Raw genomic sequence first — 20,483 nt, 5'->3', positions numbered from 1 at the left:
GGCTCCTTTCGAGGAGCCGGTTTTTTTATGCCGGTTCGGTCTGCTGGCTCTTGGCCCGCACCAGCAGCGGCTTGAGGAAGTGGCCGGTGTGGGACCCTGCCATCTTGGCGACCTGCTCCGGGGTGCCCTCGGCGATGATCTGACCGCCGCCGGAGCCGCCTTCCGGGCCGAGGTCGATGATCCAGTCGGCGGTCTTGATCACATCCAGGTTGTGCTCGATGACCACGATGGTGTTGCCGTGGTCGCGCAGGCGGTGCAGCACGGTGAGCAGCTGGCGGATGTCCTCGAAGTGCAGGCCGGTGGTGGGCTCGTCGAGGATGTAGAGCGTCTGGCCGGTATCGCGCTTGGCCAGCTCGCGGGCCAGCTTGACGCGCTGCGCTTCGCCGCCGGAGAGCGTGGTGGCGCTCTGGCCGAGGCGAATGTAGGAGAGCCCGACGTCGAGCAGGGTCTGCAGCCGCCGGGCAATGGCGGGTACCGGTGAGAAGAACTCCAGCGCCTCCTCGACGGTCATCTCCAGCACCTCGTGGATGCTCTTGCCCTTGTACTGGATCTCCAGGGTCTCGCGGTTGTAGCGCTTGCCCTTGCAGACGTCGCAGGGCACGTAGATGTCGGGCAGGAAGTGCATCTCGACCTTGATCATGCCCTCGCCCTGGCATGCCTCGCAGCGCCCGCCCTTGACGTTGAAGCTGAAGCGTCCCGGCTTGTAGCCCCGCGAGCGCGCCTCCTGGGTGCCGGCAAACAGCTCGCGGATCGGCGTGAAGATGCCGGTGTAGGTGGCCGGGTTGGAGCGCGGCGTGCGGCCGATGGGGCTCTGGTCGATATCGATGACCTTGTCGAGCTGTTCGAGGCCGTCGATGCCGACATAGGGCGCGGGCGTCAGGGTAGTGGCGCGGTTGAGCTCGCGGGCGGCGATCGGCATCAGGGTGCCGTTGATCAGCGTCGACTTGCCGGAGCCGGAGACACCGGTAATGCAGACCAGCAGCCCCAGCGGCAGCGTCAGGGTGACGTCCCGCAGGTTGTTGCCCGTGGCGCCGGTGAGGCGCAGCTGCTTCTCGGGGTTGCCGGGAATCCGCCACGGCGGCACCTCGATGCGCCGCGTGCCGGCCAGGTACTGGCCGGTCAGCGACTGCTTGCTCTCCTTGATCTGCTGCGGGGTGCCCTGGGCGACGATCTGGCCGCCGTGGACGCCAGCACCCGGGCCGATGTCGAGCACATGGTCGGCGGCGAGGATCGCCTCCTCGTCGTGCTCGACCACGATCACGGTATTACCCAGGTCGCGGAGATGCACCAGGGTCTTGAGCAGGCGGTCGTTGTCGCGCTGGTGCAGGCCGATGGAGGGCTCGTCGAGGATATACATCACCCCCACCAGGCCGGCGCCGATCTGGCTGGCCAGGCGGATGCGCTGGGCTTCGCCGCCGGACAGCGTCTCGGCGCTGCGCTCCAGGTTGAGGTAGTCGAGGCCGACGTTGACCAGGAACTCCAGGCGGGCCTGGATCTCGTTGATGATCTTGACAGCGATCTCGCCTTTGCGGCCGGGCAGGGTCAGCTGCTGGAAGTAGCGCAGCGCCTCGCCGATCGGCAGGCGCACCATGTCCGGTAGCTGGCGGTCGTCGATATAGACGTGGCGCGACTCCTTGCGCAGTCGCGTGCCGTCGCAGCTGGGGCAGGGCTGTACGGCGAGGTACTTGGCGAGGTCCTCGCGCACCATGTTGGATTCGGTCTCGCGGTAGCGTCGCTGCATGTTGGGCAGCACGCCCTCGAAGGGGTGCTCGCGGGTGACCTTGCGGCCGCGGTCGTTGACGTAGGTGAAGGCGATATCGTCATGGCCGCTGCCGTGGAGGATCACCTCCTGCTCGTGGCGCGCGAGGTCCTGCCAGGCGGTCTCGAGGGCGAAGCGGTAGTGGCTGGCCACCGCCTGCAGCTGGCTGAAGTAGTAGACGCTGCGGCGATCCCAGCCCTTGATCACGCCCTCGGCCAGGGAGAGCTCAGGGTGGCTGATCAGCTTGGCTTGATCGAAGAACTGCTGGACGCCGAGGCCGTCGCAGCTGGGGCAGGCACCGGCGGGGTTGTTGAACGAGAACATCCGCGGCTCGAGCTCGGCGATCGAGTAGCCGCACACCGGGCAGGCGAAACGCGCCGAGAAGTTGATGTCCTCATGCTCGCCGTCCATGAAGTGGATCACCGCCACGCCGTCGGCCAGGCCCAGCGCCGTCTCGAACGACTCGGCGAGGCGCTGCTGCAGGCCATCACGCACCTTGATGCGGTCGACCACCACGCTGATGTCGTGCTTCTTGTTCTTGTCCAGCGGGGCGATATCGTCGAGCTCGAGGATCTGGCCATCGACCATGGCGCGCACGAAGCCCTGGGCGCGCAGCTCGGCGAGCAGCTGCAGGTGCTCGCCCTTGCGGCCGCTGATCACCGGTGCCAGCAGCATCAGCTTGCTGCCCTCGGGCAGTGCCACCACCTGGTCGACCATCTGCGAGATGGTCTGGGCCTCGAGGTCTTCGCCGTGCTCCGGGCAGCGCGGCGTGCCGGCGCGGGCAAACAGCAGGCGCAGGTAGTCGTAGATCTCGGTGATGGTGCCCACCGTGGAGCGCGGGTTGTGGGAGGTGGACTTCTGTTCGATGGAGATCGCCGGCGACAGCCCCTCGATATGGTCGACGTCGGGTTTCTCCATCATCGACAGGAACTGCCGGGCATAGGTCGAGAGCGACTCGACGTAGCGGCGTTGGCCCTCGGCGTAGAGGGTATCGAAGGCCAGCGACGACTTGCCCGAGCCGGACAGCCCGGTGACCACGATCAGCTTGTCGCGGGGCAGTTCGACGTCGACGTGCTTGAGGTTGTGGGTGCGCGCACCCCTGACCAGAATCCTGTCCATTACCACCTCATGCGCAGCGCAAAAGCTCGATTATACGGCCCCGCCATGAGCCGCGGCAAAGCCGCATGTTATGGCGTGCCATTACGGCATGGATTCCCTGTGCGGCGGCGAGTGGGTAGAATACCCGGTCCGTCATCCTCGGGCGCCTGGCGTCCGTCCATACGAGTCCGACACGTTGCACTGCGCATGCTCTCTGGTCTGCTGTTAGCCACCGAACGCCGCGCCATCATCGGCCTGGCCAGCCTGTATGCCTCGCGCATGCTGGGGCTGTTCATGGTGCTGCCGGTATTGGCGCTATACGCCGACGACCTGGCCGGCGCCACGCCGCTGCTGATCGGCCTGGCGCTGGGCGCCTACGGTCTGACCCAGGCGATTCTGCAGATTCCCTTCGGGCTGCTCTCCGACCGCATCGGGCGCAAGACGGTGATTGCCGCCGGGCTGGTGCTGTTCATGCTCGGCAGCATCGTGGCGGCGCTGGCCGACAGCATCGGCGGGGTGATCCTGGGTCGCTGCCTGCAGGGCAGCGGGGCGGTGGCGGCGGCGATCATGGCGCTGCTGGCCGACCAGACCCGTGAACAGGTGCGCACCGCCGCCATGGCCACCATCGGCATGTCGATCGGTCTCGCCTTTGCGCTGGCCATGGTGCTCGGCCCGTGGCTGGCCAGCGGCTTCGGCCTGGCCGGGGTGTTCTGGTTCACCGCGCTGCTGGCGGCGGTGAGCCTGCTGGTGCTATGGCGGCTGGTGCCCCAGGCGCCGCGCCGCCTGCGTCATCGCGACGTGCTGCTCGACCGCGCCCAGCTCAAGGCGACGCTAGGGCGCAGCGACCTGGTGCGGCTGGATATCTCGATCTTCGCTCTGCACCTGATCCTGATGGCGATCTTCGTCGCCGTGCCGTTCCGCCTGCTCGAGGTGGGCATCGCCCTGCCGCACCACGGCTGGGTCTATTTTGCGGTCATGGCACTGGCCTTCGTGGTCATGGTGCCGCTGGTGATCGTTGCCGAGAAGCGTCAGCGCATGCGCGGCGTGTTCCTGCTGGCGGTGGGCGGCATGGCGCTGTGCCTGCTGGGGCTGGGCACGCTGCCGGTCACCTGGATATCGCTGGGCCTGCTGCTGCTGGGGTTTTTCACCGCCTTCAATCTGCTCGAGGCGACGCTGCCCTCGATGCTCAGCAAGCTGGCCCCGGCGGGCGCCAAGGGCACCGCCATGGGGGTCTACTCCACCAGCCAGTTCCTGGGTGCCTTCCTGGGCGGCGTGCTGGGCGGCGCCTTGGCCCAACAGTGGGGCCTGGATGCGGTATTCTATGGTAGCGCACTGGTCGGGCTAGGCTGGCTGGCGGCGATCTGGGGGATGCCGGCGCCGCGCCATCTGGCCAGTGAAGTGGTAGCGTTGGACGAGCAGGCGCATGGCGATGCCCTGGAGACGCTGATGGAGCGTTTTGCCGACGTGGCCGGGGTGGAAGACGTGCTGGTGGTGCCGGAAGAGCGGCTGGCCTACCTCAAGGTCGATCGTCAGCGCCTCGACAGCGATGCCCTGGCACGCGTGGTGGGGATCAAGCGAAACCGCTAGCCGGCTGGCTAGTGGTCAACAAGTCACTGGGGCGTCCTGGCGTCGCCCGGCAATGGCAATCAAGGAGCGAGACATGGCTCGTGGAGTAAACAAGGTCATCCTGATCGGCAACCTGGGTCAGGACCCGGAGGTGCGCTTCCTGCCCTCCGGTAACCCGGTGGCCAATCTGCGCATCGCCACCACCGACAGCTGGACCGACCGCCAGAGCGGTCAGCGTCAGGAGCGCACCGAATGGCACACCGTGGTGCTGTTCAACAAGCTGGCCGAGATCGCCCAGCAGTACGTCAAGAAAGGCTCGCGGATCTATATCGAGGGGCGCCTGCAGACGCGCAAGTGGCAGGGGCAGGACGGTCAGGATCGCTACAGCACCGAGATCGTCGCCAACGACATGCAGATGCTCGATAGTCGCGGCGGCGGCCAGGGTGGGGATTTCCAGCAGCAGGGCAACATGCCCCAGCAGGGCGGGTACGGCCAACAGGGTGGCTATGGCCAGCAGGGTGGCAACGCCCCGCAGCCGCCGCCCCAGGGCGGCTTCGGCCAGGGCGGCGGTCAGCCACGCCCCCAGCCGGCACCGCAGCCAGCTTCCCAGCAGCCGCCGGCCCAGGGCGGCCAGCAGCAGGGCGGCCAGCAGCAGGGCAATAACTATGGTGCCCCGGCCCCGGGCAGCTTCGACGACTTCGACGACGAAATCCCGTTCTGATCGTGAAGCTGCTGATACTCGATGCCGGCCACTGCCTGAGCCTGGCGCTGGCGCGCGAGGCCAACCGCCGCAGCGATACCCGGCTGATGATCGAGGAGCGCCTGGCGATCAGCGCCGAGGCGCTCGTAGAGCTGGCGCCGGATGCGCTGGTGATTCCGCCGATGGCCAGGCCGATCAGCGCCGAGCCGGCGGCGGTGGTGGCCCACGCCGAGGCGGTGGAGGCGTGCCTCGAGGCGTGTCGGGCGACGCGCACGCCGCTGGTGTGGTGCGTCTCCGATCAGCTCTACGAGGACGGTCATGACACGCCGATCGATGAGCATGTGATCCCCGCGCCGCGGGACGAGAGCCTGCGCCGGCTAATACAGGTCGGCGACCGGATTCGCCAGCAGCACCCCGAGCACTTGATCGTGCGCCTGGGACCGCTGTTCGCGCTGGATGGTGCCAGCGCCTGGCTCAGTGAGCTGATCGACAGCCTGCTGGCCGGCGACGAGGTGCGGGTAGCCGAGGACGTGATCTTCTGCCCGACCTCGGCGGATGCCGCGGCGATGGCGCTGCTGGGTATGCTGCATCAGCAGCACTGCGGCGCCCAGGCGTGGGGCGCCTATCACCTGGCGGGCACCGAGCCGGTCAGCGGCTACACCTTCGCCTCGATGGTGCGCACCCAGCTTGCCACGCGCCTCGAGGGGCTGGGAGAGCAGGTCGAACTGGGGCCGCTCAAGGCGCTCAAGCATCACCATGACCAGCCGCTGCGTCGGGTGCTCAACTGTCGGCGGGTGCTGGAGGCGTTTGGCGTCCATCAGAAGCCCTGGCGCCTGGAAGTAGGGCGTATGCTCGACACCTGGTGTCACGGGCGCAGCGCTGGAGAGGCCTCATGAACCTGCTGCGCAGCCTGCTGTTCTATGCCGGGTACTTTCTGACCATGCTGGTGTGCGGGGTGCTGTTCCTGCCGTTGGCGCCGCTACTGCCGCTGGCCGGGCGCTATCGCCTACTCAACCTGTATAACCACAGCATCATTGCCTGGTTCCGGATCAGCTGCGGGGTGCGCTACGACATTCGTGGCCGCGAGCATCTGCCGGAGGTGCCCTGCGTGATCCTCGCCAACCACCAGTGCGAGTGGGAGACCCTGTTCCTGCAGGTGCTCAAGCCGCCGGTGTGCACGGTGCTCAAGCGCGAGCTGCTGAATATTCCGGTGTTCGGCTGGGGGCTGCGCCTGCTTAACCCCATTGCCCTGGATCGCTCCAAGCCGGCCCGCGCCATGCGCCAGGTGTTGAGCCAAGGCAAGCAGCGCCTCGAGGCGGGGCTGTCGGTGCTGATCTTTCCCGAGGGCACGCGGGTCGCGCCGGGCCAGCGTCGCCACTACAACAAGAGCGGAGTGGTGATCGCCTGTCGTGCCGGCATGCCGGTGCTGCCGGTGGCCCACAATGCCGGCGAGCGCTGGCCGGGGCGCCACTGGGTGAAGAATCCCGGGCGGCTGTCGGTGCGCGTCGGTGAGCCGATCGACACCCGCGGGCGCACTCCCGAAGAGGTGTTGGTCGAGGTCGAGGCGTGGATCGAGGGACAGCTGGCGGAGATTTCCGAGGTGCCGAGGCCTGCGGCCCCGGTGGGGCGCGGAGAGCCGCTGCCGGGTTGAGCGATTGCCTGGCGCCTTAACCGATGACGGCGCCCCGCGGGGCGCCGTCATGGATCAAGCGATGCTATCGTACGGCGATCAGTCGCTGAATTTCTCCAGCACCAGGCAGGCGTTGGTGCCGCCAAATCCGAAGCTGTTGGAGAGGACGCGATTGACCTTCACGCTATCGCGACGCTGGGTGACGATATCGAAGCCGGCGGCCTGCTCATCGAGGACCTCGACGTTGGCTGAGGCGGCGATGAAATCGTGCTCCATCATCAGCAGTGAGTAGATCGCTTCCTGCACGCCGGTGGCGCCCAGCGAGTGACCGGTCAGCGACTTGGTCGAGCTCATCGCCGGGGTCTTGTCGCCGAACACCTCACGTACCGCCTTGAGCTCGGCCACATCGCCCACCGGCGTCGAGGTGCCGTGGGTGTTGATGTAGTCGATGCCGCCGTTGACGGTGGCCAGCGCCTGGCGCATGCAGCGGGCGGCACCCTCGCCGGAGGGAGCCACCATGTCGTGGCCGTCGGAGGTGGCACCGTAGCCGGTGACCTCGGCGTAGATCTTGGCGCCGCGGGCCTTGGCGTGTTCGAGTTCCTCGAGCACCAGCATGCCGCCGCCGCCGGCGATGACGAAGCCGTCACGGGCCTGGTCATAGGGGCGCGAGGCCTTGTCCGGGGCGTCGTTATAGTGGGTCGATAGCGCACCCATGGCGTCGAACAGGCAGGAGAGTGTCCAGTGCTCCTCCTCGCCGCCGCCGGCAAATACCACGTCCTGCTTGCCGAGCTGGATCTGCTCCACGGCGCTGCCGATGCAGTGGGCCGAGGTGGCGCAGGCCGAGGAGATCGAGTAGTTGACGCCCTTGATCTTGAACGGGGTCGCCAGGCAGGCGGAGACCGTGCTGCCCATGGTGCGGGTCACCCGATAGGGGCCCACGCGGCGCAGGCCTTTCTCGCGCATCACGTCGGCGGCTTCTACCTGGTTGGCGCTGGAGGCGCCGCCGGAGCCGGCAATCAGGCCGCTGCGCTCGTGGGAAACCTGCTCGGGGGTGAGCCCGGCATCCTCGATGGCCTGGACCATGGAGACGTAGGCGTAGGCCGCGGCATCGCCCATGAAGCGGCGCAGCTTGCGGTCGATCAGGGCATCGAGGTCGATATCGACCACGCCGGCCACCTGGCTGCGGAAGCCACGTTCGGCGTATTCATCCTTGAAGCGAATGCCCGAGCGCCCGGCCTTGAGCGCATCGAGGACCTGGTGCTGATCGTTGCCGAGGCAGGACACGATGCCCAGTCCGGTGACTACCACTCGTCGCATGGAAGCCTCCTGTCAGAAATTCGCGGTAGAGGTGAACAGGCCAACGCGCAGGTCGTTGGCCTGATAGATATCGCGGCCGTCGACGGTCACGGTGCCGTCGGCCATGCCCAGAATCAGGCGCCGGGTGATGATGCGCTTGATATTGATATGGTAAGTGACCTTCTTCGCTTCGGGCAGGATCTGGCCGGTGAACTTGACCTCACCGCAGCCCAGCGCGCGACCGCGGCCGGGGTGGCCGAGCCAACCGAGATAGAAGCCGACCAGCTGCCACATGGCGTCGAGGCCCAGGCAGCCAGGCATCACCGGATCACCGGGGAAGTGGCAGTCGAAGAACCACAGGTCGGGAACGATATCGAGCTCGGCGATCAGTTCGCCTTTGGCGTGGTCGCCGCCAGCCTCGTTGATGCGCACGATTCGGTCGAGCATCAGCATGTTGGGCGCCGGCAGCTGGGCATTGCCCGGGCCGAACAGTTCGCCTCGGCTGCACGCCAGCAGCTCGTCACGGCTATAGGATTCTTGCTTGGTCACTGAGTCGTTCCGAGAGTCGAATTTATTGTGAACCGCGGTACGCGCGGACTGGCTGCATTCTACTGACAGCGGGCGGTGATTGCACGCCGGGCGTCGTGCGCTGCGTTGGCAGGGATGTTTTGCATTGCCCTTCAGCCTGGCGGCATGATGCCGATAACCTAGTGATGATGACAAACCGCCACCGGGCAGGGCAACGCATTGATGACTGATTTCACGACACTGTGCCATGTGGCCACGCTTCTCGCTTAGTCGACCGCTCGTCTGGCTGGCCCTCGCCGGGCTGGCGGCGGTCGTGTGGCTGCCCGGTGTGTGGCTGCGCCTGGCGGTAGTGGCGATCATCGCGTTGGGGCTGTTCGATGCCTGGCGCCAGGTGCGCAATGAGCACCGCCGCGCGCGGCTCTCCGAGGCAGCGCTGATGCTCTCCGAGGACGGCGTGATGATCAGCGATGCGCGCAACCGCATCGTGGCGGTCAATCCCGCCTTTACCAAGATCACCGGCTATTCCAGCCAGGACGTCGAGGGCCAGGATCCGTCGATGCTGTCGGCGGGGCGCCACGACAAGGCATTCTACGAGCGCTACTGGCAGTCATTGACCACCACCGGCCGCTGGGAGGGCGAGATCTGGAACCGCCGCAAGCACGGCGACGAGTACCCCGAGTGGCTGCGCGTCCAGGCCTGCCCGGACGAGCGTGGTCGCATCAGCCACTACGTCGGCATGTTCACCGATATCTCCCGCCACAAGGCCCGCGAGCAGGACCTGCGTCGGATCGGCTTCGAGGACCCGCTGACCGGCCTGCCCAACCGGCGGCGCCTGCATGATCTGATGACCTCGCGGCTGCGCCACCTGCGTGCCGGCGAAGGCCTGGATATCGCCCTGATCGACATCGACGGCTTCAAGGCGGTCAACGATGCCATGGGGGTCGACCTGGGCGATCGCCTGCTGGCACGTTTCGGCCAGCGTCTCGCCGGGCACGTCGCCGGGGGCGTGGTCGGGCGGCTGGGCGGCGACGAGTTCATGGTGATCCGTACCACCACCTTCGACGATCACGACAAGTGGGTGGCCGGCCTGCGCGCCCATCTGAGCGAACCCTTCGAGCTCAACGGGCATAGCCTGCGGCTGGGCCTGACCATCGGCAGCTGTCGCGCGCCGGAGGATGGTCGCGACTCCGGGGTGCTGTTCCAGCGCCTGGAGTCGGCGCTATATAGCGCCAAGCGCCACGGCCGCAATCACGACCAGCGCTTTCGACCGTCGCTGGACGTGGCCGGCGATCGCCAGCTGGCGCTGGTCAACGACCTGCGTGCGGCGCTGGCCAGTGGCGGCCAGCTCGAGCTGCACTACCAGACCCAGCATCGCCTCGACAGCGGCGAACTCGCCGGCATGGAGGCGCTGCTGCGCTGGCGTCACCCGCAGCACGGCATGATCTCTCCGGCTGACTTCATTCCCCTGGCCGAACGCCACGGCATGATGACCGCGCTGGGCAACTGGGTGGTGGAGCGTGCCGCGGCGCAGCTGGCCAACTGGCGCCTGGGCGGCATGCCCGCGGTGCCGGTGTGGATCAATATCTCGGCGATTCAGCTGATCCAGGGCGACCTCGAGTCGCGGCTGGCGGCCTGCCTGTCGCAGCACCAGTTGCCGGCCAGCCTGCTGGGGCTGGAGCTGACCGAATCGGTACTGCTCGATGATCGCGCCGGCGATATCTACCCGCGCATGGAGGCGCTACGCGCGCTGGGCCACCAGATCGCCATCGACGACTTCGGCACCGGCTACTCGTCGCTGAGTTACCTCAAGCGGCTGCCGGTGGACAAGCTCAAGCTCGATCGCGCCTTCATCAGCGCCCTGCCCGACGACCCTGCAGACGCCTCGATCGTCAGCGCGGTGCTGGCCATGGCCCGCGGCCTCGATCTGGTGGTCATCGCGGAAGGGGTGGAAACCGAAGCTCAGCGGCACTTTCTGCTCGAACACGGCTGCCCGCTGGTGCAGGGCTTCCTGTTCTCGCGGCCCCTGCCGGCCGAGGAGCTCGAGGCGCTGCAGCGGCGCGAGCCTCAGCCGGCCTGAGCCCCGCCAGCCAGGCGCACCTGGCCGATCCGACGGCACAGCCATAGGCACAGCAGGGCCCAGACGACGGCCTGCGCCGGCAGCAGCCAGACGGCCAGCTCGACGCCGGCCAGGTGAGCACCGGCGAAGTAGGACGACGGGCCGCTGGTGGCGCCGCCGAGGACGGCCAGCCACGGGTGCTGCCACAGCCAGCGCAGCGAGTGGTGCAGCAGGGTGGCGAACAGCGGCCACAGCAGCCACAGCCACAGCGGCAACACTCCCCACTGGTCGGCGCCGAAGTCGAAGCCGCCGGCCAGACTCAGGCCGCCGTCGATCAGCAGCCCCAGCGCGGCAAAGCCAAGCAGCCAGCGCCACTCACCGGGGCCTGCCAAGCGCAGCAGGTGGACCCCGATGATCACCGCGGCGACCAGTGCGCCGATCAGCGAACCCCCCAGCACGCAGCTGAACCAGCCGACCTGAAAGGCCGCCACGTTGTAGAGTGCCCGCCGCACCTGCGGGTCCTGCAGGCGTGCCAGGCTCATACGGCGCCGGTCAGCGGTGCCGGGCGTGCCCCGGGCTTGGCCAGCAGCAGGTGGCAGGTGCCGATGGTGCGCTCCAGGAAGCCGCCCTCGCAGTAGCACAGGTAGTAGCGCCACATGCGGATGAAGCGCTCGTCGTAGCCCATGCGGCGAATGGTGTCGAGGCTGGCCTCGAAGCGCTGGCGCCACTCGCGCAGGGTGCGTGCGTAGTGCAGGCCGATCTCATCCAGCGCCAGCACGTTGAGGCTGGTACGCCGGCTGAGGCTGGCGAGAATGGCGTGATGGGAAGGCAGGAAGCCGCCGGGGAAGATATAGCGTTTGATGAAGTCCATCTCGCGCTTGGCCGCCTCGAAGCGCTGATCGCGGATGGTGATCGCCTGCAGCATGGCCTGGCCGTCATCGCTGAGCAGTCGGTCGAGGGTGGCCAGGTAGGTGTCGAGATACTGATGGCCGACCGCCTCGATCATCTCCACCGAGATCAGCCGGTCGTAGCGCCCCTCCAGCTCGCGATAGTCCTGTTGCAGCAGCGTGATCTGATCGCCGAGCCCTTCGGTCTCGATGCGCCGCGCGGTGTGGGCATACTGCTCGGCGGAGATGGTGGTGGTGGTGACCCGGCAGCCGCGCGTCTTGGCGGCGTGAATGGCAAGCCCCCCCCAGCCGGTGCCGATCTCCAGCAGGTGGTGGTGGGGGCGCACGTCGAGCTTGTCGAGCATCACATCGAGCTTGTGGGTCGAGGCCTCCTCGAGGCTGGCCTCGGCATGGGGAAAGAGCGCGCTCGAGTACATCCAGTGCTGGCGATCGAGGAAGGTCTCGAACAGGTCATTGCCGAGGTCGTAGTGGGCCGAGATATTGCGTTTCGAGCCCTGCAGGGTGTTGCGCTGCAGGCCGTAGAGCGCCGTCAGCAGCCAGCGGCCGAGTCGCGCGCTGCCGTTCTCGACCTCGCCGTTGACGCGCTCCAGGTTGGCGGCAAACAGCCGCGTCAGGGCGACCAGATCGTCGCAGTCCCAGTCGCCGTCCATGTAGGCCTCGGCGGCACCCACGGTGCCGCCCAGCGCCAGGCGCTTCCAGGCCGCATGACGCTGCACGCGGATCGTGGCCTTGAGCGGGCCCCCGCGGCCCAGCCGCTGGCAGTGGTCACCTTCGATCAAGGTGACCTGGCCGCCTTCCAGGGCGTCCAGCTGAGCCAGCAGGCGCGGCTTGACGAGACGGATCAGACGGCTGCCGTGACGCGGCAGGTCCGGTGAGGTGGCAGAGCGTGTCGTACTCACGACGGTGTCTCCTCGCGATGGGGGTGATCATGAACGGGGACGCCCTTGGCCCACAGCCTCAGCGCCTCGAAATGGATGCCGGCCAGGGTCTTGAGACTCATCCACGGCTGGCGCGCCAGGGTGGCCAGCAGCACGCCGCGGGTCGCCGGGCGCGCCTCCAGGGTCAGGGTGGCGTCGAAGTGGCAGCGCTCGTCCTTCCAGTTCTCCATATGCATCATCAGTTGCTGCCCCGGGGCGTTGAAGCGCCAGCGGTAGGTCATGTCCATGGGGTTGAAGGGCGACACGTGCATCGCCTTGTCGAACTCTGCGGCATGGCTATGGCGTGCCGGGTCCACCGCACAGGCGTAGCGCTGGCGCTCGCCCCAGGGCGTGTTGCTGACCTCGCCGAGCACCGCGCGCAGGGCACCGTGGCGGTCGTAGGCGTAGTAGAGCGAGATCGGATTGAACCCCATGCCGAGGGTGCGCAGCTGGGTCAGCACGCAGATGCGCCCGTCCGGTGCGCTGCCCAGCTGGCGGGTCAGCTCCTCGCGAACGGCGTCGGCCAGCGGTTGGTCGTGGGGGGCGAGATAGTCCGCGCGGCGGAAACGCGCCAGCGCCGGGCGCCGCGCGCTGTACCCCGGTACGCCATCGAACAGCGCCGGCAGCTCGTCGAGGTCGAGCCAGGCCATCCACACCTGGTAGCTGAATGCATGGGCGCGTGGCGTGAAGCGCCGATGACGCAGCTGGCCACGGTAGATGCGCGAGCGCGGCAGGCTCATACGCGCTGCTCCACGGCTGGCGCGGCGGCGGGCAGGGCATCGCTGCCCAGCGCCTGGGCCACGCGCAGCGCGCTCCATACGCCGTCCTCATGGAAGCCGCTGCGCCAGTAGGCGCCGCAGAAGTGGGTGCGGCGCTGGTTGCCGGAGATCTCGGCGTGGCGCGCCTTGGCCGCCTCGCCGGCGAGGGTGAACTGGGGGTGGGCGTAGTCGAAGCGCCCCAGCACCTTCTGCGGGTCGATGGCGTCGCTGTCGTTGAGCGTCACGCAGAAGGTGTGCGGGGCCTCGAGGCGCTGGAGGATATTCATGTCGTAGGTCACCGAGACCCGGGCATCGGCGTCGCGGCCGTCGAGGCGATAGTTCCAGCTGGCCCAGGCGCGCCGCCGCCGCGGCAGCAGCCGAGTGTCGGTGTGCAGGACCACCTGATTGGATTGATACGGCAGCGCGGCAAGGATCTCGCGTTCGGCGTCGCTCGGGTCGCTGAGCATGGCCAGCGCCTGGTCGGCGTGGCAGGCCAGCACCACCTGGTCGAAGCGCTCCTCGCCGTGGCGGCTGGTCAGCGTCACGCCCTGGGCGTCGCGGCGTATCGCCTGAACCGGGCTTGCCAGGCGAATGCGCTCGCGGTAGGCGGTCGTGAGTGCCGGGATATAGGCGCGCGAGCCGCCCACCAGGGTGTACCACTGGGGGCGGTGGCTGACCGACAGCAGCCCGTGATGGCGGAAGAAGCGCACGAAGAACTGCAGCGGAAAGGCCATCAGGTCGCCTATGCTCGCCGACCAGATGGCGGCGCCCATGGGCAGCAGATAGCGAGTACGGAAGTCCTCGCCGTAGCCGCCGGCCGCGAGATAGTCGCCCAGGGTCATGGCCGGGTCGAGGCGTTCGGCGGCAAGGTCGGCGCTTGCCTGGCGGTTGAAGCGCAGGATATCGCGCAGCATGCGGTAAAAGCGCGGATTCAGCAGGTTGCGGCGCTGGGCGAACAGCGACGCCAGGGTGTGGCCGTTGTACTCGAAGTCGCGCCCGGTCTCGTGTACCGAGAAACTCATCTCGGTGGGCTGGCTGGCCACGCCGAGGCTGGCCAACAGCTGTTGAAAGTGCGGGTAGGTCCAGTCGTTGAAGACGATGAAGCCGGTGTCGATGGCGTAGTCGCGGCCATCGAGGCCGACGTCGACGGTGGCGGTATGGCCGCCGAGCCGGCTATCGGCCTCGAACAGCGTCACCTCGTGCCGGGCGGCGAGATAGTGGCCCGCGGCCATGCCGCTGATACCGCTGCCGACGATGGCGATGCGCTGCCCCGACGTCATGCGTCACCCCCGCGGATCTGCCCGTCAACCTGTGTATCGCTGACCATGCGCAGGCCGAGGCGCCGCCGCAGCGACGGCGGGAGGATGCCCATCAGTCTTACCAGGTTGGTGAAGCGGCGCGGAAAATGGATGTCGAGCTGGCGACGCTCGAGGCCCTTGACGATGGCCTCGGCGGCCTTTTCTGCGCTGATCCGCATCGGCATCGGGAAGTCGTTGCGATCGGTGAGCGGCGTCTTGACGAAGCCGGGATGAATCACGCTGACGTCGATGCCTTCGGCGTCGAGGTCGAGGCGCAGCGACTCCAGGAAGTAGCTGAGCGCCGCCTTGGAGGCGCCGTAGGCCTCGGCGCGGGGCAGTGGCACATAGGCCGAGGCGCTCGAAGTGGCGGCCAGCAGCGGGCGGATGCCGTCATGGTCGCGGGCACGGCGCATCAGCGGCAGCGCGGCCTCCATGGCGTAGAGGGCACCGAAGAAGTTCGGCGCAAACACGCGCTCGACCAGGTCGACGTCGAAGTGGCGCGCATCGAGGTACTCGCAGGTGCCGGCATTGAGGATCACCACGTCGAGGCCGCCCAGCTGCGTCTCGAGACGCTGGCCCGCGGCGCGCACGGCACCGCGATCCGACACATCGAGCGGTACCATCTGCGCCTGGTCGAAGCGCGACGCCAGGGCGTTGAGCTTGTCGACATTGCGCGCGCTCAGCGCCACGCGGTGGCCGTCGGCCAGCAGGCGCTCGGCGAGCGCCAGGCCGATGCCGGAGGTGGCCCCGGTCAACCAGATGCGGCGCGAGTGTTGCAGTGTGGTCATACCCCCTCCTGGCCAACGATTCGACGGCGGTAGCCGTCCTGATCATGTACGCGGCCGGGGCGTGATTGGATGCGCAGTCTGTCTCGGCGCCTACCCCGCGCGGCGTTTGACCTGGCGAATCACGCTGCCGAGCAGCGGCAGTCGTTCGTAGAGCAGGGCGCCGGCATCGAAGTAATCACGATGATGACAGACCCGCTCACCGTGAGGGCCCTCGCTGGCGGCGAAGCGCAGCCGCGAACAGCCCTCGACGTGGTAGTCCCGTCCGCCGGCGAGCCTGGGATGACGCAGCGTCATGGTCCAGGTGACGAAGGCGGTGTCGGCGTGGCGTTGACGCTCGCCGAAGTCGAAATGGCACGCCTCGACGTTGGCATAGAGTCGCTCGAAGTAGCCGATCAGGGCCTCGATCCCGGTGATGCGATGCAGAGGATCTTGGAACACCACGTCCCTAGTGTATACCTCTGGCAGCATATTTGTAGAGGTTTTGTCGAGCTTATTGTAGAAGTCGCAGAACGACTCCAGGGTCGGGTCCCGGTGCATGGCGTATCTCGCGTCTAGTAGTGGCGGTGGAAGATCAGTCTTTCAGCGCTTTGAACGCGTCCAGCGCACGCGCTCGAGCGGCCTTGTGGTCGACGATGGGGGGCGGATAATCGGCGCTGTCGAGGAGGTCGCCGACGGGCGCGTGGCGCTTCTTGGTGGGTAAGCTGGACAATTCGGGTACAAATTCGGTGATGAAATCGGCCTGCGGGTCGAAGCGTGTCGACTGGGTGGTGGGGTTGAAGATGCGAAAGTAGGGCGCCGCGTCGGTCCCGGTGGAGGCCGCCCACTGCCAGCCGCCGTTGTTGGCGGCAAACTCGCCGTCGACCAGGTGGCGCAGGAAGAAGCGTTCGCCGCGGCGCCAGTCGATCAGCAGATGCTTGGTCAGGAACATCGCCGTGACCATGCGCAGGCGATTGTGCATCCAGCCGGTCCGGACCAGTTGGCGCATGGCGGCGTCGACCAGCGGATAGCCGGTGCGGCCTTCGCACCAGGCGGCGAAGCCCGCGTCGTCGTCGCGCCAGGCGAGGGCTTCGGTGTGCTGCTGAAAGGCGCGATGGCGGCACACGCGCGGGAAGCCGACCACGATATGCTGATAGAACTCGCGCCAGATCAGCTCGCTGACCCAGGCGCTGAGGCCGGCATCGCCGTCGGCCAGCTGGCCGACGTTCTCGCTGAGCACCGCCTGCAGGCACTGGCGGTGCGAGATCATGCCCAGCGCCAGGTAGGGCGATAGCTCGCTGGTGCCGCGCACCGCCGGGAAGTCGCGCTGCTGGTGATAGTGCTTGCCGCGGTAGCGCAGGAAGCGCTCCAGGCGATCGGCGGCGGGGCCCTGGCCTGCCGGCCAGTAGCGGCCGTCGACCGGCGAATCGTTGAGGCTGGGCAGCGCCGGTAGTGGGTCGCTCTCGATTGCCAGGCGCGCCTGGGGCGCCGGTGTCTCGCGCAGGCGAAGGCGCTCCGCGTCGACCTGGCGGTGCCAGGCCTTGGCGAAGGGCGTGAACACGCTGTAATAGTCGCCCTGGCCGGTAAGCAGTTCGCCGGGGCTGAACGTCACCGCGTCGCGGTGGGCATGGAACGCCAGGCCAGCCTCGTCGAAGGCGGCGGCCACCTGCTCGTCGCGGCGCCGTTCGTCGAGGGGGTATTCGGCGTTGACGTGCAGTGCACAGGCGCCGTGCTCGCGGGCGATCGCCAGCAAGGCCTCGGGGGCGGCGTCGAAACGGCCGATATCGCGGTGCAGCAACGGGATATTCAGCCCGGACAGGTCGTCGCGTAGGGCGGCCACGCCGCGTCCCCAGAAGTCGAGCTTGTTGGCGCCGTGGCCGTGCTGCTGCCACTGCTCGAGGCAGCGCAGGAACACCGCAATCACCGGGCCGCGGGCGGCGGCCTCGGCGAGGGCGGTGTTGTCATGGGTGCGCAGGTCGCTGCGGAACCACACCAGGCGGGGAGCGTTCATGGCGGAGATCCTTGTTCGGCAGGGCAGTGCCGCGACGGGTCAGGCGCGCAGTAGCGGCGCCAGGCGCGTCATGGCCTGCAGCGGGTCGTCGCCGAGCACCGCGACCTGGCTATCGGCGAGATCGCCGGCGCGGATCCGAGCGATGGGGCCACACAGGCCCACCGGTACCTCGAGCTGCTCGGCGAGGCGCGGCAGCTGGCGGCGTACCAGGTCGGCGCGCTCGGAGTGGCCGCTGCACAGCAGTAGCGCGCCGGCTTTGAGGCGCTCCACCGCCAGCGGCAGCTCGTTGAGCGGCAGCGGCGCATCGAACAGCTGTACCCGATACCCCGCCTGACTGGCGGCCAGCGCCACCAGCAGATCCCACAGCGTGCCGTGGTCGTCGGGCAGGCGGTTGATCAACAGGGTGGCGGCCTGGCTATTGAGGTTGGCGTGATACAGCCGGGTGCCGATGCGGGTGCGCAGGAACGCCTCCAGGGTCCGCCGCTGGAGGGTCGCGCCGAGCTGCTCGTCCCAGTGCTCTTCGAGCGCTTCGACCACCGGCTTGAACAGTTCGCTGAGGCAGGTGCTGACCGGATAGAGCGCCATGCACTGGTTATAAAGGCTATCGAGGCGCACCAGGTCGAGGCTCTCGACGGCGGCGATCAGCTGCTGGCGCTGGCTGGGCCAGTCGCCGGCGGCAGGCTCCGGGGCCTCGACGGTGCTGGGCTGGTCGAGCAGCTCGCGCACCTGGCTGACCGGCACCCCGCGGTTGAGCCACTGCAGGATGCTTTCGATGCGCTGGATGTCATCACGGGCATACAGGCGGTGCCCCTTGGGCGTGCGCTGCGGGCAGATCAAGGCGTAGCGGCGCTCCCAGGCGCGCAGGGTAACCGAGTTCACGCCGGTCAGGCGCGAGACTTCACGGATCGGGTAGAGCGGCGCATCGGCCGGATGGGTCGCCTTGTCACTCATGCGCTCTGAGGCCTCTCGTTCATAGGGGTGATCAATCATGGCGATCACCTTGGCGTATCTGACGTTTAGGATGGTGCAAAATGTTGTACAAGGCAATGCCCCTGTACAAAGCGGGGCTATTCTAGCGCTGCCGGCGGCCAACGGCGAGGCTTGAGTCGCAAACGCTGAGTGGCGCTGCCGGCATGCTCAAGCGTGGGCGTTCAGCCAATGCTCGGCGAGGCGCTGCCCGGAGCACCAGGCATCCTCCACCCGTGGGCCCAGCCAGCCATCGCCGCACAGCGCCAGGCCGGCCTGACCGAGGCGAAAGCCCGGGCCCGCTGCGGCGCTGCGCGGCTGAGCATAGCGCCAACGGTGCGCCGACAGCAGCCGCGGGGCAGCCGGCTGCACGTGGCCGGGCAGCTGCTCCAGCAGGGCCGCGTAGAGTGCCTCGGCGACCTGCTCGGCGGGTTGTTCCAGCCACGTCTGGCTCCACTCGGCGGTGGCCAGCAGGGTCAGGCTCTCGCCCTGCTCGGCGCGGCCCGGCTTGAGGTGGTTGCGTGCCACGAAGCGCAGCGGGCCCTGATTGATGAATGCCGCCTGCCAGTCGTTGTCGACGCCGATGAGCGCCGGCAGGGGGGAGTCGAACAGCGCATAGCCGGCCCAGCAGGGCGACTGCTCGACGCGGCGGCAGGCGTCTGCCAGGGTGTGGTCGTGGGCTGCGACCAACGCCTCGGCCTGGGGCGCTGGCGCGCTGATCGCCACGCGCTGGAAGGGGCCGTGGCGATGCCCCCGATCGTCGTCGAGGTACCAGTCGTCGGATTGCTGCACGAGGCCTAGGATGCGCGACTCGCTCACCACCTGGAGGCCTTCGGCGAGACGACGGGTCAGGGCGCTCATGCGCGGCACCGCAGAGTAGCGTGGCTGGTCGTCGGTGTGGCGCTGCCAGCCCCCGGCCTCGCTGCGCCACAGCGAGGTGGGCCAGGGCGCGACCAGCCCCTGCTCGAGCCAATCGTTGAGCTGAGCCTGAAAGGCCGGGTCGCGGGCGGTGAAATACTGCGCGCCGAGGTCGACGATGGCACCCGGAGCGCGGCGGCTGGAGAGGCGCCCGCCGGGGCCGCGAGCCTTGTCGAACAGGGTGACCGGGTAGCCGGCGGCGGACAGCGCGCGGGCGCAGCTCAAGCCCGCGATACCGGCGCCGATCACCGCTATGCTTGAAGTGGATGGAGGCATGGCGCTGTCCATGTCGTTGAGAAGATGTCCGCTAGACTATCAGGTATAGTACAAGCATTGTATAACTTGTGGCGAACTCGCCATCAACGCAGCAAGGAGAGCTTGGCCATGCGCATCTTGATCACCGGCGGCAGCGGTTTCGTGGGGCAGCGGCTGTGCCAGCGACTGGCAGAGGCCGGGCATGAGCTAACGGTGGTGTCCCGCGATCCCGACGCTGCACGCCAACGCTTGCCGGCGGGTACCCAGGTCATCGGCAATGTACTGGAGGCACTCGAGTCGGCGCCCGAGGCCCTGGTCAACCTGGCCGGGGAATCGATCGCCGCCAAGCGCTGGAGCGACGAGCAGAAGCGGCGCCTGATCGACTCGCGGGTCGACGTCACCCAGGATCTGGTGATGCTGTGCGCCAAGCTGGCGGCAAACGAACAGGCGCCGCGGGTGCTGGTGTCGGCGTCGGCGATGGGCTATTACGGCGCCCAGGCGAAGCAGGGCGAGCCCGGCCAGCAGCCGGTCACCGAGGAGACCGCGCCCCACGACGAGTTCGCCCACCGGCTGTGTGAACGCTGGGAGAGCGTGGCGCGCGGGGCGGCGGAGCACGGTACTCGTGTCGCGCTGCTGCGCATCGGCCTGGTGCTCGACCAGGGCGGCGGCAGCTTGGAGAAGATGCTGCCGCCGTTCAAGCTGGGACTGGGCGGACGCTTCGGCGATGGCCGCCAGTTCATGCCCTGGGTGCACCGCGAGGATCTGGTTCGCGCCATCGAGTTCCTGCTCGAGCGCGACGACCTCGAGGGGCCCTTCAACGGCTCGGCGCCGCATCCGGTGACCAACGCCGCCTTCAGCCGCAGCCTGGCCCGTCAGCTGGGGCGTCCGGCGATCTTCCCGGCACCCGCGGCAGTGCTCAAGCTCGCCTTCGGCGAGATGTCGCGGCTGCTGCTGACCGGTGCCGACATGCGCCCGGCGCGCCTCGAGGCGGCCGGGTTCACCTTCACCTATCCGACCCTGGACAAGGCGCTGGCGGCGATCCTCGACTAGCGGGC

18 protein-coding genes are annotated in these 20,483 nt (G+C 68.0%); 6 read left to right on the top strand and 12 right to left on the bottom strand.

Translation table 11 applies throughout. The features are described from left to right. Positions 1 to 25 precede the first annotated feature (25 nt). Positions 26 to 2,878: an excinuclease ABC subunit A gene (locus BWR19_17520; GenBank protein APX94580.1), complete on the bottom strand. Its 2,853-nt coding sequence runs from the start codon at positions 2,876 to 2,878 to the stop codon at positions 26 to 28. A gap of 180 nt (positions 2,879 to 3,058) precedes the next feature. On the opposite strand from BWR19_17520, the gene BWR19_17515 reads away from it, so the two are divergent. The 4 genes from BWR19_17515 to BWR19_17500 all read left to right on the top strand — a co-directional run bounded on the left by BWR19_17515 (position 3,059) and on the right by BWR19_17500 (position 6,774). Next, entirely contained in the window at positions 3,059 to 4,444 is a 1,386-nt protein-coding gene (locus tag BWR19_17515; GenBank protein APX95090.1) for an MFS transporter, read from the top strand. A gap of 73 nt (positions 4,445 to 4,517) precedes the next feature. Next, on the top strand, positions 4,518 to 5,144 hold the full coding sequence (locus BWR19_17510) for a single-stranded DNA-binding protein (protein APX94579.1): 627 nt from the start codon (positions 4,518 to 4,520) through the stop codon (positions 5,142 to 5,144). 2 nt (positions 5,145 to 5,146) lie between these two features. Beyond that, positions 5,147 to 6,019: a dTDP-4-dehydrorhamnose reductase gene (locus tag BWR19_17505; GenBank protein ID APX94578.1), complete on the top strand. Its 873-nt coding sequence runs from the start codon at positions 5,147 to 5,149 to the stop codon at positions 6,017 to 6,019. Continuing rightward, entirely contained in the window at positions 6,016 to 6,774 is a 759-nt protein-coding gene (locus BWR19_17500; protein APX94577.1) for a 1-acyl-sn-glycerol-3-phosphate acyltransferase, read from the top strand. The genes BWR19_17505 and BWR19_17500 overlap by 4 nt, the downstream gene beginning before the upstream one ends. A gap of 78 nt (positions 6,775 to 6,852) precedes the next feature. Here the strand turns inward: BWR19_17500 and BWR19_17495 are convergent, their stop codons facing one another. Next, positions 6,853 to 8,070 carry a beta-ketoacyl-[acyl-carrier-protein] synthase I gene (locus tag BWR19_17495; GenBank protein ID APX94576.1) on the bottom strand — a complete coding sequence of 406 codons (1,218 nt, stop codon included), beginning with the start codon at positions 8,068 to 8,070 and terminating at the stop codon, positions 6,853 to 6,855. A 12-nt stretch (positions 8,071 to 8,082) separates the two neighbouring features. Continuing rightward, complete coding sequence (locus BWR19_17490; GenBank protein APX94575.1) at positions 8,083 to 8,598, bottom strand: 3-hydroxyacyl-[acyl-carrier-protein] dehydratase FabA; 516 nt, start codon at positions 8,596 to 8,598, stop codon at positions 8,083 to 8,085. A gap of 226 nt (positions 8,599 to 8,824) precedes the next feature. On the opposite strand from BWR19_17490, the gene BWR19_17485 reads away from it, so the two are divergent. Continuing rightward, positions 8,825 to 10,654 (top strand): GGDEF domain-containing protein, encoded by a 1,830-nt coding sequence (locus BWR19_17485; GenBank protein ID APX94574.1) that lies wholly within the window; start codon positions 8,825 to 8,827, stop codon positions 10,652 to 10,654. Here BWR19_17485 and BWR19_17480 read toward each other — a convergent pair. From BWR19_17480 to BWR19_17440, 9 genes are all read right to left on the bottom strand, one after another. Next, the gene (locus tag BWR19_17480) at positions 10,642 to 11,175 is read right to left on the bottom strand and encodes a hypothetical protein (protein APX94573.1); all 534 of its coding nucleotides are present in this window, start codon (positions 11,173 to 11,175) and stop codon (positions 10,642 to 10,644) included. The two genes, BWR19_17485 and BWR19_17480, sit on opposite strands and share 13 nt — an antisense overlap. After that, on the bottom strand, positions 11,172 to 12,440 hold the full coding sequence (locus tag BWR19_17475; GenBank protein ID APX94572.1) for an SAM-dependent methyltransferase: 1,269 nt from the start codon (positions 12,438 to 12,440) through the stop codon (positions 11,172 to 11,174). The genes BWR19_17480 and BWR19_17475 overlap by 4 nt, the downstream gene beginning before the upstream one ends. Continuing rightward, positions 12,437 to 13,198 (bottom strand): hypothetical protein, encoded by a 762-nt coding sequence (locus BWR19_17470; protein APX94571.1) that lies wholly within the window; start codon positions 13,196 to 13,198, stop codon positions 12,437 to 12,439. Before BWR19_17470 ends, BWR19_17475 begins: the two co-directional genes overlap by 4 nt. Beyond that, positions 13,195 to 14,496 carry an FAD-dependent oxidoreductase gene (locus tag BWR19_17465; GenBank protein ID APX94570.1) on the bottom strand — a complete coding sequence of 434 codons (1,302 nt, stop codon included), beginning with the start codon at positions 14,494 to 14,496 and terminating at the stop codon, positions 13,195 to 13,197. Before BWR19_17465 ends, BWR19_17470 begins: the two co-directional genes overlap by 4 nt. Further along, positions 14,493 to 15,302, bottom strand: a complete 810-nt coding sequence (locus BWR19_17460) for a short-chain dehydrogenase (protein ID APX94569.1) — start codon at positions 15,300 to 15,302, stop codon at positions 14,493 to 14,495. Before BWR19_17460 ends, BWR19_17465 begins: the two co-directional genes overlap by 4 nt. 90 nt (positions 15,303 to 15,392) lie before the next feature. Beyond that, complete coding sequence (locus tag BWR19_17455) at positions 15,393 to 15,839, bottom strand: transcriptional regulator (GenBank protein ID APX94568.1); 447 nt, start codon at positions 15,837 to 15,839, stop codon at positions 15,393 to 15,395. A 34-nt stretch (positions 15,840 to 15,873) separates the two neighbouring features. Further along, complete coding sequence (locus BWR19_17450) at positions 15,874 to 17,289, bottom strand: deoxyribodipyrimidine photo-lyase (GenBank protein APX94567.1); 1,416 nt, start codon at positions 17,287 to 17,289, stop codon at positions 15,874 to 15,876. A 39-nt stretch (positions 17,290 to 17,328) separates the two neighbouring features. After that, complete coding sequence (locus BWR19_17445; GenBank protein ID APX95089.1) at positions 17,329 to 18,240, bottom strand: helix-turn-helix-type transcriptional regulator; 912 nt, start codon at positions 18,238 to 18,240, stop codon at positions 17,329 to 17,331. Positions 18,241 to 18,426: 186 nt separating this feature from the next. Beyond that, entirely contained in the window at positions 18,427 to 19,461 is a 1,035-nt protein-coding gene (locus tag BWR19_17440) for a hypothetical protein (GenBank protein APX94566.1), read from the bottom strand. 96 nt (positions 19,462 to 19,557) lie between these two features. Between BWR19_17440 and BWR19_17435 the strand changes: the two genes are divergently transcribed. Next, on the top strand, positions 19,558 to 20,478 hold the full coding sequence (locus BWR19_17435) for a TIGR01777 family protein (protein APX94565.1): 921 nt from the start codon (positions 19,558 to 19,560) through the stop codon (positions 20,476 to 20,478). Positions 20,479 to 20,483: the final 5 nt, after the last annotated feature.

It is taken from the genome of Halomonas sp. 1513, assembly GCA_001971685.1.
Taxonomy (GTDB): Bacteria; Pseudomonadota; Gammaproteobacteria; order Pseudomonadales; family Halomonadaceae; genus Franzmannia.
The sequence above is the reverse complement of the archived record's forward strand: the minus strand, read 5'-3'. Positions and strand labels throughout refer to the sequence as shown.